Below are 13,066 nucleotides of genomic sequence, written 5' to 3' on the forward strand. Positions count from 1 at the left end.
TGCTGTGGGGAGGCCGTGCGATATACAGTCCATCGCCGGCGATGGATTTTTGATCTTCGTTCGGATGGCGGAAAAGAATCTTCCGAATCAGTCACTAAACTGGATCGACTTGCAAGTTGGAATGGTCATCCGACAATCGCGCAAATTCTCGGAAAAAACTTTCAATATTAGCAGTTACTGCGCATGAATTCGGCGGCAAAAATGAGGCAGATAAATTAAAGGTTGTATTGAATCGCAAAAGCCAGCCCTGCCGGCCTCGCCCCTCAACCGCGCCAGCAACCGGCCGCGTGGAGCTCGGCGAGCGACTGGCGATAGTCCGGGAAGCGAAGTTCGAAGCCGGCAGCACGCAGCTTGGCGTTCGAGACGCGCTTGTTCTCTGCGTAGAAAGACCGGGCCATGGGAGAAAGTTCCGCCCTCTCGAAAGGAATATCCGGCGGCACCGGCAGGCCCATCAGCCGGGCGGCTTCCGCCACCACGTCCTGTGGCGGACCGGGCTCGTTGTCGGTGATGTTCCAGAGGCCGCCGAGGGACTTCTGTGCAAGGAAGAGGGCCGAACGGCCGATATCCTCGACGCGGATGCGGTTGAACACCTGGTCCTTCTTGACGAGGCGGCGCGCGGTGCCCTCTTCCATGTTGCGCAGCGCATTGCGGCCCGGCCCGTAGATGCCGGCAAGGCGCAGCACGGCGACGGGCAGGCCCGAGGCCCTGCCGAAGTCGAGCCAGCGGTTCTCCGCCTCCACCCGCTCGACGGAGCGGGCGGAAACCGGGTTCAGCGCGGTATCCTCGTCCACCCAGCCGCCCTTGTGGTCGCCGTAGACGCCGACGGTCGAGAGGTAGCCGGCCCAGGCGAGCTCCGGCATCAGGGCGGAGATCGGCGGCATGCCGGCGCGGAACAGCGGGTCGCCCTCCTTGCCGGGCGCGATGGACTGCACGACATGGGTGGCGCGCGCCATGTCGGTCGCAAGGGCCTCGGGGATCGAGCCGCCGTCATAGAGGATCGGCGCGATGCCGAGGGCGCGAAGGCCCTCCGACTTTTCCGCCGATCGCGTCGTGCCGGAGACGGAAAAGCCGGCCGCCCTGAAGGTCTGGCCGATGGCCCTGCCGGAGAAGCCGGCGCCGAGGATCAGGAGGTGCGTCATCGACAGTCTGCCTTTGCTCTTTCATATTCCGCGCGCACGTCCGCGTCCGCGTCGTCCGCCCTTCCTGCCGCAAATTTCGTAAATTCGGAAGCCGTCATCAGCCGGGAAAACGCCCATGCGGCCATGCCGCGCACCACGGGGGACGCGTCGTCGGCAAGGCGGAGGCAGGGCGCGATCAGGCTGCGGTCGCCGGAATTGCCGGCGGCGATCAGCACGTTGCGGATGAAGCGGTCGCGGCCGATGCGCTTGACCGGCGAGCCGGAGAAATGCGCGCGGAAACCCGCATCGTCGAGGGTCAGGAGATCGGCGATCGCCGGCGCCTTCAGTTCCTCGCGGGCGATGAGCTTCATCTGCGAGGCCGCGGCGGCGAACTTGTTCCAGGGGCAGGCGGCCAGGCAATCGTCGCAGCCATAGATGCGGTTGCCGATCTTCTCGCGGATGGCGGGATCGATCGGTCCCTTGTGCTCGATGGTGAGGTAGGAGATGCAGCGCCGCGCATCGAGCTTGTAGGGCGCTGGAAAGGCGTCGGTCGGGCAGGCGTCGAGGCAGGCGCGGCAGGAGCCGCAATGGTCGCGCTCCGGCTCGTCGCGGACAAGGTCGGCCGTGGTGAAGAGGCTGCCGAGGAAGAGCCAGGAGCCGTGCGTGCGGCTGACGAGGTTGGTGTGCTTGCCCTGCCACCCGAGCCCGGCAGCGGCGGCGAGCGGCTTTTCCATGACCGGCGCCGTATCGACGAACACCTTCACATCCGCCCCGCCGCGTGCCGCAAAGCGCGTCGCCACTTCCTTCAGCTTGCCCTTGATGAGGTCGTGATAATCGCGGTTCTGCGCATAGACGGAGATCGCTGCCCGGTCGGGCATGGAAAGCACGGCGCGCGGATCGTGTGCCGGGCCGTAGTTCATGCCGAAGAGGACGACGGAGCGCACCGCGCTCCACAGGACGCGCGGATCGGCCCGCCGTGCCTCGGTCTCCGCCATCCAGTCCATGGTGCCGTGATAGCCGGCGGCAAGGAAGTCGGCGAGCCGGGGCGGCGCCTCGGGAATGGAATCGGGGCCGGTGATGCGACAGAGGTCGAACCCCTTGTCCGCCGCTTCCGCCTTGAGGAAGTCGGTCAGGCGGCGCCGGATCCTGTCGTCGCCCGACATCGCCCCGTCCTCAGAAGTCGAGGTCCGCGTAATGCGAGACCGGGGTGACGCCGCGCACGCGCTCGGCCAGCAGCGGGCGGAAGGAGGGGCGGGACTTCAGCCGCTGGTACCAGTCCTTGGCCTGTGGCGCGTCCGCCCAGTTGATCTCGCCCATATAATCGAGCACCGAAAGACAGGCCGCGGCGGCAAGGTCGGCATAGCTGAGGCGATCGCCGGCAAGATAGGTGCGCGAACCGGCCAGCCAGGAAAGATACTTCATGTGCTGGCGGATATTGGCGCGCGAATTGCGCAGGATCTTGCTGTCCGGCGGGCCGCCGCCCTGGTCCGGCGTCATCTGCAGCTTGAAGATGCGCTCGCGCACCAGCGGGCGCGTCACGTCCTGCTCCATCTTCTGCAGGAACCATTCCGTCAGGCGGCGGATTTCCGCGCGCTGGAAGGGGTCTTCGGCGAGCAGCCGGCGGTCGCGCTTCAGGACGCCGTGCGTCTCGTCGAGATATTCGGAGATGATGCTCGCGCCGCAGAGCGCCCGCATGCTGTCGTCGACATAGACGGGCAGCGTTCCGGCCGGGTTGAGGGCGAGGAAATCGCGCCGGTTTTCCCAGGGCTGTTCTTCGGCAAGCTCCGTCTGGAACCCGTATTCCGCCAGGATCAGGCGGACGAAGCGGGACGCGGCGGACATCGGGTGATGATAGAGTGTGGGCATCAGGCTGCTTTGCTGGTCTTGCGGAAGGGGCTGTGGCCGGGTCGAGCGCGCATGCGGGCTGATTTGACCATGGCTGATTTGACGAACCTATAGAAATTTGGTGGTACAAACACAAGCGAATCGGGCTTTTTGCCGTATGAGCCTCCCACAAAACCTCCGGGCGGGGTTTTGTGGGAGGCTCGAAGCCCGCTTCATTCCGTGGCTTTCGTCCCCTTTCCCCAAGGAACCTACATGGCAGACCAGTCCATCGTCAGCGCCCTCATTCTCGGTTTGATCGAGGGCCTGACCGAATTCATCCCGGTGTCCTCCACCGCCCATATCCTGCTCGCCGGGCACTTCCTCGGCTTCAAGTCGCCAGGCAACACCTTCGCCGTGCTAATCCAGCTCGGCGCGATCCTCGCCATCCTCTCCGTCTACGCGGCCAAGCTGCTCCGCATCGCCTTTGCGCTGCCGTCGAGCCCGGAGGCGCGGCGCTTCGTCGCGAGCGTGCTCATCGCCTTCCTGCCGGCCGCCGTCATCGGCGCGCTGGCGCATGATTTCATCAAGACGGTGCTCTTCGAAACCCCGATGCTGATCTGCATCGTGCTGATCGTCGGCGGCGTCATCCTCTACGTGATCGACCGCCTGCCGCTCCAGCCGCGCTATACGGATGCGATGAAGTACCCGCCGTCGCTCGCCTTCAAGATCGGCCTTTGCCAGTGCCTGGCCATGATCCCCGGCACCTCGCGCTCGGGGGCGACGATCGCCGGCGCCCTGCTGATGGGCACGGACAAGCGCTCGGCGGCGGAGTTTTCCTTCTTCCTCGCCATGCCGACCATGGTCGGCGCCTTCACGCTCGATCTCTACAAGAACCGCGACGCGCTCTCGTCCGACGACCTTCTCGTCATCGGCGTCGGCTTCGTCGCAGCCTTCGTGGCGGGTCTCTTCGTCGTGCGCTCGCTGCTCGACTTCGTCTCGCGCCGCGGCTTCACGCTGTTCGCCATCTGGCGGATCGTCGTGGGAACGCTGGGCCTGATCGGCCTTCTGATCTTCGGGTGAAGATTGTTACGGCCGGCTCTGGCCGGCCCGCCCTTACTTGACCGAGGCGGTCGTGCAGGGATCGACGCCGTAGGCCGGCGAACAGCCGTGCTTGCCGGCCGAGACCGTCGACGGCGCGGCAAAGGATCCGGCCACGATGATCAGAGCCGAAAATCCGAAGAAGATTGCAATTGCCTTGCCCATTACGCCGGAAGCCTCTCAAAGTCCTGAAAATACGCCGCAGAACTGTCATCAGTACGACGCGACGGGGGCGGTGTTTATTCGCTGGCCCGAAGACAATCAATATCGCGGCATGCTGAATCGCGCGTAAATGCCGCAGTGATTTTTTTAACCGCTGCATAAGTGCAACAGCCCGCCCAAAGCGCTTCGAAAAACACGGACCGGCCGGCGCGGGATCGCCCCGTGCCGGCCGGTTATTTAGGATGGAAATCGGTCAGGCGGCGCGGTCGATCCGCGTGAACTGGCCCTGCGGCCGGTAGCGCACGAGGTAGCTCGGCAGGATCGCCTCGACGAGGACCGGCTCAATGCCGATCGCCTCCAGCGTGCGGCCCTCGCTGCGGGCGGCGTCGGAGACCACATTGTCGACACGCAGCAGCGTGACCTGGTCGGCCGTCAGCGGCGGCTTGATAAGGGGCACGAGCGAGGCGATGGAGCCGATCAGCGAGGCGATGCCGAAGGGCAGCGAGACGAGCGGGTTCTTGCGGTCGATCACGCGCAGCATGGTTTCGAGACATTGGCGGAAGGTCAGCACTTCCGGACCGCCGAGCTCGTAGATGCGGCCGCGCTCGATCGTGCCGTCCACCGAGCGGGCGACGGCCTCGGCGACGTCGGCGACGTAGACCGGCTGGAACTTCGTGTGGCCGCCGCCGATCAGCGGCAGGGCCGGGGCATAGCGGGCCATGGTGGCGAACTTGTTGAAGAAGCCGTCTTCCGGGCCGAAGATGATGGAGGGTCGCAGGATGACGGCATCGGGAACCGTGCGCAGCACCGCCGCTTCGCCGCGGCCCTTGGTGCGGGCGTAGGAGGACGCGGATTTCTCGTCGGCGCCGATGGCGGAGACGTGGGTGAGCTTCGCACCGACGGCGCGGGCGGCTTCCGCCACCGCGCGGGCGCCGAAATCCTGCACGGCGTCGAAATTGTTGCGGCCGCTCTCGAAGAGGATGCCGACACAGTTGATGACGTGGTCGGCGCCTTCCACGGCGCGATCGACGGACTGGCGGTAGCGCAGGTTCGCCTGCACGAAGGAGATCTGGCCGACGCCGCCGATCGGCTGCAGGAAGCCGGCAAGGTCCGGCCGGCGGACGGCGACGCGGATGCGGTAGCCGCGGCGCGCCAGCGCACGCACCACATGACGCCCGACGAAGCCCGAGCCGCCGAAGACTGTGACGAGCGGCGGAAGGTTGGACAAGGTCATGAGGCTGCTCCTGAAGAACATTGTAGGTCGGTAGCGCCTACATAGCCCAAAGCGTTCGCAAGGTGAAGCGCGGCGAAGCGTCTCTTGTGCCGGGTTTTTCCGGGAGCCGGGATGGCCGGCTCAGAGGCCCTCGACGACCACCATTTCCGCGTCCGCCACTTCCTGGCGGATGGCGGCGGCGACCTGGTATTCCGGCGAATTGTAGCAATCGACGGCGGCCTGCAGCGAGGGGAACTCGATGATCACGTTGCGGGCGCGCACGCGGCCTTCCAGCTGCGCGAAGGCGCCGCCGCGGGCGATGAAGTTCGCGCCGTACTTTTCGAAGGCCGGCTTGGCGGCGGCGACGTAATCCTTGTAGCGTTCGGTGTCGCGCACGTCGACCTGTGCGATCCAGTAGCCCTTGGGCATGCTTCTCTCCCTTTTGTTATGCTGCGCGTACGCCGTCCATTTCGGCGAGGATCGCGCTTGCTGCGGCAAGCGGATCGTCCGCCTTGACGATCGGGCGGGCGACGACGAGGTGGCTGGAGCCGGCCTTCAGCGCGTCGGCCGGGGTCATGACGCGCTTCTGGTCGCCGAGATCGGCGCCGGCCGGGCGGATGCCCGGCGTGACGATCGCCATGTCGGGTCCGACGATCTTGCGCACGGCCCTGGCTTCCTCGGCGGAGCAGACGACGCCGCCCATGCTGGCGATGCGGGCCTGTTCGGCGCGGCGCAGCACCAGCGTGTGCGGATCGTATTCGTAGCCGGCGTCAATGACGTCCTTGGCATCCATGGAGGTGAGCACCGTGACGCCGAGGAGGCAGAGATCGGAGCCCTTGGCGGCGGCGACGGCGGCAGCCATGGCCTTCGGATAGGCGTGCAGGGTCAGCATGGACATGCCCATCTTGACGATGTTCTCGACGCCCTTGGCCACCGTGTTGTCGATGTCGAGCAGCTTCATGTCGAGGAAGACCTTCTTGCCATCCCTGGCGAGGTCGCGGGCGAATTCCAGGCCGCCGGCAAAGACCAGCTGGTAGCCGATCTTGTAGAAGAGGGCGGTGTCGCCGAGCGTCTGGACCACCTTTTCCGCCTCCGCGATGGTCGGTACATCGAGGCCAACGATCAGGCGGTCGCGCGCGGACATGGTCAAAACCCTTTCCAAGATTCCATTGGCGTCCAGTCGCATGCGACGATGCGGTCCGCAAGGCCGAAAGCGAAAAGATTGCCGCCGCCGCCCGGCTGGTCGCCGTCCCGGCGTATGGGCGTGCCCTTGAGGTATCCTTTCAGCAGCGTGCCGACGCCGCCATGGCCGACGAAGGCGATCGGGATTTCCGGGTCGTGACCGTCCAGCGCCCGCTCGACGGCGGCGACAATGCGCGCCTGCGCATCCACCGCGCGCTCCCAGCCGCGAAAACTTCGCTCCGGATGGGCGAAAAATTCGTCGGCCGCGGCCTCGAAGGCATCGGGCGGCAGGTAGCCGGTGGCGGAACGGTCGTTCTCGCCCATGGCGTGGTCAGTCTCGACGGCAAGGCGGCCAGCGGCAAGGATCTCCGCCGTCTCGATCGCCTTGCGCTCGGTGCTTGCCACGAAGCGGCCGATCTGCCGCGCCCAGCCGGCCGAGGCGGCGAGCAGGGCCCGTTCGCGGCCGCGCTCGGACAAGCCCCAGTCGGGCACCGGCACGGCCGGGTCGATGGCGACCTGCGGATGGGTGATATAAAGGGCGAACACGGCCGCCCCTCAATGGGTGCGGCGGTAGGTCCAGAGCTGCGCCGGCGGGATGTTGCGCACGACGAAGTCGAGATGGCTGATCTGGTAACGATCCGGCATGGCGACGACGGGGGAGAGCGGGCCATAGGAGATCTGCACGACCGGCCGGCCGGCGGGAACGCGCGAGAGCAGGTCCTCGATCAGCGCGACGCGCCTGTGCATCGGGAAATTGAGCAGCGGCACGGCGGAGATGACGCTGTCGAAGGTGGCGTCGCGAAGATCGCCGAGCGTCCTGTCGAGGTCGAAGGCATCGCCATTGATGAAGTTGACGCCGTGGAAGCGCGCGACGAGGTGATTGTAGAAATCCGTGGAGAACTCGATCGAGGTCAGCTTCTCCGGCGCAAGGCCGGTCCCGAGGATCGCCTTGGTGATCACGCCGGTGCCCGGCCCGAGTTCGAGCACGGGAAGGCCCGAGGCGGGATTGATGACGCTCGCCATGCGGCGCGCGGTGACCGAAGAGGTGGGGATGATCGAACCGACGGCCCGCGTATTGCTCATCCAGCCCTTGAAGAACCGGATCTCGTCGTCGAATTTCTTGCCGAGCCGTTCCTTGACCTTCACGCGCAACGTCATGCCATCCCCCTTCATGGTAGCACTTCTACATGGCCGGGAAGGGCTTCGTGTCCGCCTGCTTCGCCCGGCCTTCTGCGAATATGTGACGCGGTTTGCGTCAAAAACAAGTCTGATTGCGCCGCCGTCTGCAAGTTTCCCCCGCCCGCGAAAGCGCTTCCTAAAAAAGAACCCGCCGGAGGACCGGCGGGTTCCAAGGCGGTTTTCCCGATATGGTGGCGTCTATACGCGCATCGGCATGAGCACGTAGAGCGCGTCGTCGCCGGCAAGGTCGCGCACCAGCGTCGGCGAGCCCGGATCGGCCAGCATGAAGACGGCCTCCGTGCCGGAGAGCTGGGAGGTGATGTCGAGCAGGTATTTCGCGTTGAAGCCGATTTCCAGCGGGTCGCTGTCATAGCCGACCGGCAGCTCTTCCGTCGCGCTGCCTGAATCCGGGTTGTTGACGGTCAGCGTCAGCTGGCCGTCGCCGAGCGCCAGCTTCACGGCGCGGCCGCGCTCGGAGGAAATGGTGGAGACGCGGTCGACGGCCTGGGCGAAGGACTGGCAGTCGATCTTCAGTTCCTTGTCGTTGTTGGTCGGGATCACGCGCTGGTAATCCGGGAACGTGCCGTCGATCAGCTTGGAGGTCAGCACGATGGAGCCGATGGTGAAGCGGATCTTCGCGTCCGAGACCTCGACGGTGACGGTCAGGTCCGGATTGTCGACCAGCTTCTGCAACTCGCCGACCGTCTTGCGCGGGATGATGATGCCCGGCATGCCCTCGGAGCCCGAGGGGGCCTCGACGTCGGCGCGGGCCAGGCGATGGCCGTCGGTGGCGACGGCCCGGAGCTTCAGTTCGCCCTTGCTCTCGATCGTGTGGATGAAGATGCCGTTGAGGTAGTAGCGGGTCTCCTCCGTCGAGATCGCGAACTGGGTGCGATCGATCAGCATCTTGAGATCCGTCGCCTTGAGGCGGAACGTGTGCGAGAAGCTGCCGGCGGTGAGATCCGGGAAATCGGACTGCGGCAGGCATTGCAGCGAGAATTTGGAACGGCCCGAGGCGACCGTCATCGAGGCGCCGTCGGCGCTGGTGGCGAGCAGCACTTCCGAACCGTCCGAGAGCTTGCGCACGATGTCGTAGAGCAGGTGCGCCGGAACGGTCGTCGCGCCGGCCTGCTCGACCTGGGCGGGCGTCGCCTCGGTGATCTCGAGGTCGAGGTCGGTCGCCTTCATGTCGAGGCTCGCGCCGTCCGCGCGCAGCAGCACGTTCGAGAGGATCGGGATCGTGTTGCGCCGTTCGACCACGCGATGGACGTGGTTCAGCGACTTCAGAAGATTGGACCGCTCGAGAGTAATGCGCATGAACTGTACCGCTTTCGACCGCTAGCACGCCGGAGGTCCGGCGCGGCATTGCCTTGAAATCCCGGCGGGCGCCGGAAGATGTGGACGGGCAAAATGGCAGAAACATGCGGAACTTTGCAAGTGCTAACGGCGTGGAACACAGGATAGTCAACCGCCGGACCTTGCGAGGGCCTGCCCGCTCGCCCATAAGGATGAAGACATGCGGCCGTCCAGCGGCCGGAAAGGTGACGGGCGATGCGGGACGAGGGTGCGGCAAACGGCGGGGGCGAAGGCGCGAAGACTTTCCGCCTGCACAATGCCGTGATCCCCGCCCGGCCGTTGGAGCCGGCGCTCTATCTCGTCGCGACGCCGATCGGCAATCTCTCCGACATCACGCTGCGGGCGCTCGAAACCTTGGCAGGCGCCGACGTGCTCGCCTGCGAGGACACGCGCGTCACCCGCGTGCTGCTCGACCGCTACGGCATCGTCAACCGGCCCTATGCCTATCACGAGCACAATGCGGACGAGGCGGGCCCGCGCCTCATCGCCGCGCTGGAGGGAGGCAGATCCGTCGCCCTCGTCTCCGATGCCGGCACGCCGCTCGTTTCCGATCCCGGATACCGGCTGGCGCTGCTCGCCATCGCGGCCGGGCACCGCGTCGTGCCCATCCCCGGCGCCTCCGCCCCGCTTGCCGCGCTCGTCGGCTCCGGTCTGCCCAACGAGGCCTTCTTCTTTGCCGGCTTCCTGCCGTCCAGGGACAAGGCGCGGCGCGATCGCCTCGCCGAGCTTGCGGGCGTGCCGGCGACGCTGCTGTTCTTCGAATCCCCGCATCGCATCGCCGCGACGGTCGCGGCGGCGGCCGAGGTGCTGGGCGAGGGGCGGGCGGCCTGCGTCTGCCGCGAACTGACCAAGACCTTCGAGGAATTCCGCCGCGGAACGCTCGGGGAGCTGTCGGCGCATTATGGCGACGGCCACGCCGTCAAGGGCGAGATCGTCTTCGTCATCGGCCCGCCGGGTGCGGCGGCCGCGCCCGAGGCGGAAGATGTCGACCGGCTGCTTGCCGCGCTCGTCAGGGACATGCCGGCCGGCAAGGCGGCCACCGAGGCCGCGCGGCAGACCGGCCTGCCGCGGCGCGACCTCTACCAGCGCCTCATCGACCTGAAGGGCGGCGATGGGCAATAGGCCGGCGGATCCGGGCCGGCTGAAGGCCTTTCGCCGCGGACACGTCTCCGAATACATCGCCGCGCTCTACCTTGCCGCCAAGGGCTTTCGCATCCGCGCGATCCGCTACCGAACGAAGCTCGGCGAGATCGACATCATCGCGCGGCGCGGCGACCTCGTCGTCTGCGTCGAGGTAAAGGCGCGCCGTGACGTCGACAGCGCCGTCTTCGCCGTCACCGGAACCGCGCAAGGGCGCATCCGCGCGGCAAGCGAAATCTGGCTCTCGCGCCAGCCCGACGGCCACCGCCTCTCCCTCCGGTACGACATTGTCGCCGTCCGCCCCTGGCGGCTTCCCCGGCATCTGCCGGATGCGTTTTGACCAAAAGGAAAATGTAACGAAACTGACATGAAACCGTAACGCGCCCGTCACGGTCGCTCATTAGTGCACCCTCACACCAAATCCGGTGAAGAGGAGCAACCCATGTTCAAGCCGCTTTCCCTCGCAGGTTTCGCACTCGCGTTTTCCGCCTCGGCCTCGATGGCCGCCACCAACATCACCTGGTGGCACGGCATGGCCGGCCGCAACGGCGAGGTCATCAACGAAGTCGCCCAGAAGTTCAACGCCGCCCAGTCGGCCTGTGCCCTGACACCGGTTTCCAAGGGCACCTACGAGGAAGCGCTTGCTTCCGGCATCGCCGCCTTCCGCTCGGGCGAACAGCCGAACATCCTGCAGGTCTTCGACGCCGGCGCGGCGACGATCATCAATGCTCCGGGCGCCGTTATCCCGGCCGAAGACCTGATCACCGGCGCCGGCCACCCGTTCGACCGCGAAGCCTTCATCGAGGGCGTGCGCTACTTCTACGCCACGCCGGACGGCAAGTTCGTCGGCATGCCGTTCAACTCCTCCGCCCCGATCATGTACGTGAACACCGAGGCCCTCGAAAAGGCCGGCGTCGAAGCGCCGAAGACCTGGGAAGAGTTCGAGGCGATCGCGCCGAAGCTGAAGGAAGCCGGCTACCTGCCGCTCGTCCAGTCGCAGCTCACCTGGCAGTTCACGGAAAACTTCTTCTCGCGCAACAACATCCAGTTCGCGACGAACAACAACGGCTACGATTCGGTCACCGACACGAAGATCAACATGACGGACCCGAACCTCGTCATGATGTTCACCAAGCTGAAGGCCTGGGCCGACGAGGGCTACTTCGGCTATTTCGGTGCCGGCTGGAACGACAACCAGAAGCTCTTCGAAGATGGCAAGGCCGCCCTCTGGATTGGGTCGTCCGGTTCGTTCGGCGGCCTCCAGAAGACGGCGCAGAAGCCGTTCACCGCGGCCTTCCTGCCCTATTGGCAGGGCATTGAAGGGGCCGGCACCAACTCGTTCATCGGCGGTGCCGCGCTGTTCGCCATGTCCGGCAAGCCGGACGAAGAGAACAAGTGCACGGCCGACTTCTTCCAGTTCCTGACCTCGCCGGAAATCCAGAAGTTCTATCACCAGGCCACCGGCTACGTCGCCATCACCAAGGCGGCCTACGAGCTGGCGAAGTCCGAAGGCTATTATGAAAAGACCCCGGTCGCCGAAGTCGGCATCCAGCAGCTCATGCTCAAGTCGGGCGACTGGTCGAAGGGCTACCGCCTCGGCTTCTACCCGCAGATCCGCGAGATCATGGAGCGCGAATACGGCCGCATCTTCGCCGGCGAAACCTCGGTCGAAGACGCCATGAAGACGATCGAGACCGAAGCGAACGACCTGCTCGCCCGCTTCGCCAAGACCGCCGGCTGACAGGGTAGGAATCCCCCTCACCCCGTCTCTGCTTCGCTCGGCGACCCTCTCCCCAAGGGGAGAGGGGGACCGCAGACGCTGCAACATCTCCCCTTCTCCCCGCCGGGGAGAAGGTGGCCGGCAGGCCGGATGAGGGGGTGTCCGCCATCGAAGGATCGCCCATGAAGCGCGTGCAATTCTCCTCGCCCTATCTGCCCTATCTCTTCCTCGCGCCGCAGATGGCGATCATCTTCGTGTTCTTCTACTGGCCGTCCGTCCAGGCGATCCAGTCGTCCTTCTATCTCGAGGATCCCTTCGGCTTCGGCTCCACCTTCGTCGGCCTGTCGAACTATTCGGATGCGCTCGGCTCCGTGCAGTACCAGTCGATCGCCCGCTTCACCGTGGTCTTCACCGCGCTCGTCACCTTCCTCTCGCTCGGCATCGGCATGCTGCTCGCCGTCAAGGCGGATGCGGTGCTGAAGGGCAGTGCCGCCTACAAGACGCTGCTGATCTGGGTCTACGCGATCGCCCCGCCGGTCGCCGGCCTGATGGGCATGATGTTCTTCGACCAGCATATCGGCCCGCTGGTGAAGTTCGCCGCCCTCTTCGGCTGGGACATGAAGGTCGGCCTCAACTACAACGACACCGCCATCGCCATGATCATCGTGTCGGTGTGGAAGCAGATCCCCTACAATTTCATCTTCATCCTCTCGGGCCTGCAGAGCATTCCGGCCTCCGTGCGGGAAGCTGCCGCCATCGACTGCCGCTCCGGCACGCGGCGCTTCTGGACGATGACGCTGCCGCTGCTCGCGCCCACCGCCTTCTTCCTGCTCGTCATCAACATGACCTACGCCCTCTTCGACACGTTCGGCGTCATCGACGTGATGGTGAAGGACAAGGCCGCCAACAACCCGATCACCCTGGTCTACAAGGTCTATATGGACGGCTTCCGCGGCAATGACCTCGGCGGATCCTCGGCCCAGTCGGTCATCCTGATGATCGTCGTCTTCGTGCTCACCATCTTCCAGTTCCGCTTCATCGAGCGGCGCGTGCACTACAATTGAGAGGGCGCCC

The 13,066-nt window shown here is 65.7% G+C and carries 15 protein-coding genes; 6 read left to right on the forward strand and 9 right to left on the reverse strand.

What is annotated here, in order from left to right; all coding sequences use genetic code 11:
- Positions 1 to 263: 263 nt before the first annotated feature.
- From MUU56_RS10115 to MUU56_RS10125, 3 genes are read right to left on the reverse strand one after another with little or no spacing between them, the layout of a single operon-like run.
- Positions 264 to 1,139: an SDR family oxidoreductase gene (locus MUU56_RS10115; protein ID WP_244767195.1), complete on the reverse strand. Its 876-nt coding sequence runs from the start codon at positions 1,137 to 1,139 to the stop codon at positions 264 to 266.
- The gene (gene queG / locus MUU56_RS10120) at positions 1,136 to 2,281 is read right to left on the reverse strand and encodes a tRNA epoxyqueuosine(34) reductase QueG (RefSeq protein WP_244767196.1); all 1,146 of its coding nucleotides are present in this window, start codon (positions 2,279 to 2,281) and stop codon (positions 1,136 to 1,138) included. The genes MUU56_RS10115 and queG overlap by 4 nt, the downstream gene beginning before the upstream one ends.
- Positions 2,282 to 2,291: 10 nt before the next feature.
- The gene (locus tag MUU56_RS10125) at positions 2,292 to 2,984 is read right to left on the reverse strand and encodes a glutathione S-transferase family protein (protein ID WP_064332332.1); all 693 of its coding nucleotides are present in this window, start codon (positions 2,982 to 2,984) and stop codon (positions 2,292 to 2,294) included.
- 231 nt (positions 2,985 to 3,215) lie between these two features.
- Here MUU56_RS10125 and MUU56_RS10130 point away from each other — a divergent pair, with 231 nt between their 5' ends.
- Together MUU56_RS10130 and MUU56_RS10135 are read left to right on the forward strand one after the other, a co-directional pair.
- Positions 3,216 to 4,022 carry an undecaprenyl-diphosphate phosphatase gene (locus MUU56_RS10130; protein WP_244767197.1) on the forward strand — a complete coding sequence of 269 codons (807 nt, stop codon included), beginning with the start codon at positions 3,216 to 3,218 and terminating at the stop codon, positions 4,020 to 4,022.
- A gap of 136 nt (positions 4,023 to 4,158) precedes the next feature.
- Complete coding sequence (locus MUU56_RS10135) at positions 4,159 to 4,332, forward strand: hypothetical protein (RefSeq protein ID WP_244767636.1); 174 nt, start codon at positions 4,159 to 4,161, stop codon at positions 4,330 to 4,332.
- A 123-nt stretch (positions 4,333 to 4,455) separates the two neighbouring features.
- On the opposite strand, the gene MUU56_RS10140 is transcribed toward MUU56_RS10135, so the two are convergent.
- The 6 genes from MUU56_RS10140 to dnaN form a co-directional block, all read right to left on the reverse strand.
- The gene (locus MUU56_RS10140) at positions 4,456 to 5,436 is read right to left on the reverse strand and encodes a complex I NDUFA9 subunit family protein (RefSeq protein ID WP_244767198.1); all 981 of its coding nucleotides are present in this window, start codon (positions 5,434 to 5,436) and stop codon (positions 4,456 to 4,458) included.
- A 120-nt stretch (positions 5,437 to 5,556) separates the two neighbouring features.
- On the reverse strand, positions 5,557 to 5,844 hold the full coding sequence (locus tag MUU56_RS10145; protein WP_244767199.1) for a DUF1330 domain-containing protein: 288 nt from the start codon (positions 5,842 to 5,844) through the stop codon (positions 5,557 to 5,559).
- 16 nt (positions 5,845 to 5,860) lie between these two features.
- Positions 5,861 to 6,559 carry an orotidine-5'-phosphate decarboxylase gene (gene pyrF / locus MUU56_RS10150; RefSeq protein ID WP_244767200.1) on the reverse strand — a complete coding sequence of 233 codons (699 nt, stop codon included), beginning with the start codon at positions 6,557 to 6,559 and terminating at the stop codon, positions 5,861 to 5,863.
- 2 nt (positions 6,560 to 6,561) lie between these two features.
- Positions 6,562 to 7,143 carry a histidine phosphatase family protein gene (locus tag MUU56_RS10155; protein ID WP_244767201.1) on the reverse strand — a complete coding sequence of 194 codons (582 nt, stop codon included), beginning with the start codon at positions 7,141 to 7,143 and terminating at the stop codon, positions 6,562 to 6,564.
- Positions 7,144 to 7,152: 9 nt separating this feature from the next.
- Positions 7,153 to 7,755, reverse strand: coding sequence for a phospholipid N-methyltransferase PmtA (pmtA, locus tag MUU56_RS10160; RefSeq protein WP_244767202.1), 603 nt, complete (start codon positions 7,753 to 7,755; stop codon positions 7,153 to 7,155).
- Positions 7,756 to 7,974: 219 nt separating this feature from the next.
- Positions 7,975 to 9,093 (reverse strand): DNA polymerase III subunit beta, encoded by a 1,119-nt coding sequence (gene dnaN, locus MUU56_RS10165; RefSeq protein ID WP_244767203.1) that lies wholly within the window; start codon positions 9,091 to 9,093, stop codon positions 7,975 to 7,977.
- Positions 9,094 to 9,327: 234 nt separating this feature from the next.
- Here dnaN and rsmI point away from each other — a divergent pair, with 234 nt between their 5' ends.
- From rsmI to MUU56_RS10185, 4 genes are all read left to right on the forward strand, one after another.
- A complete protein-coding gene (rsmI, locus tag MUU56_RS10170; RefSeq protein WP_244767204.1) occupies positions 9,328 to 10,254 on the forward strand; it encodes a 16S rRNA (cytidine(1402)-2'-O)-methyltransferase in 927 nt (308 codons plus the stop codon).
- Positions 10,244 to 10,612, forward strand: coding sequence for a YraN family protein (locus tag MUU56_RS10175; RefSeq protein WP_244767205.1), 369 nt, complete (start codon positions 10,244 to 10,246; stop codon positions 10,610 to 10,612). The genes rsmI and MUU56_RS10175 overlap by 11 nt, the downstream gene beginning before the upstream one ends.
- A 102-nt stretch (positions 10,613 to 10,714) precedes the next feature.
- Positions 10,715 to 12,013, forward strand: a complete 1,299-nt coding sequence (locus tag MUU56_RS10180) for an extracellular solute-binding protein (RefSeq protein WP_244767206.1) — start codon at positions 10,715 to 10,717, stop codon at positions 12,011 to 12,013.
- A 161-nt stretch (positions 12,014 to 12,174) separates the two neighbouring features.
- On the forward strand, positions 12,175 to 13,056 hold the full coding sequence (locus MUU56_RS10185; protein ID WP_244767207.1) for an ABC transporter permease subunit: 882 nt from the start codon (positions 12,175 to 12,177) through the stop codon (positions 13,054 to 13,056).
- Positions 13,057 to 13,066: the final 10 nt, after the last annotated feature.

This window comes from Shinella yambaruensis, from assembly GCF_022899355.1.
In the GTDB taxonomy this organism is placed as follows: domain Bacteria; phylum Pseudomonadota; class Alphaproteobacteria; order Rhizobiales; family Rhizobiaceae; genus Shinella; species Shinella yambaruensis.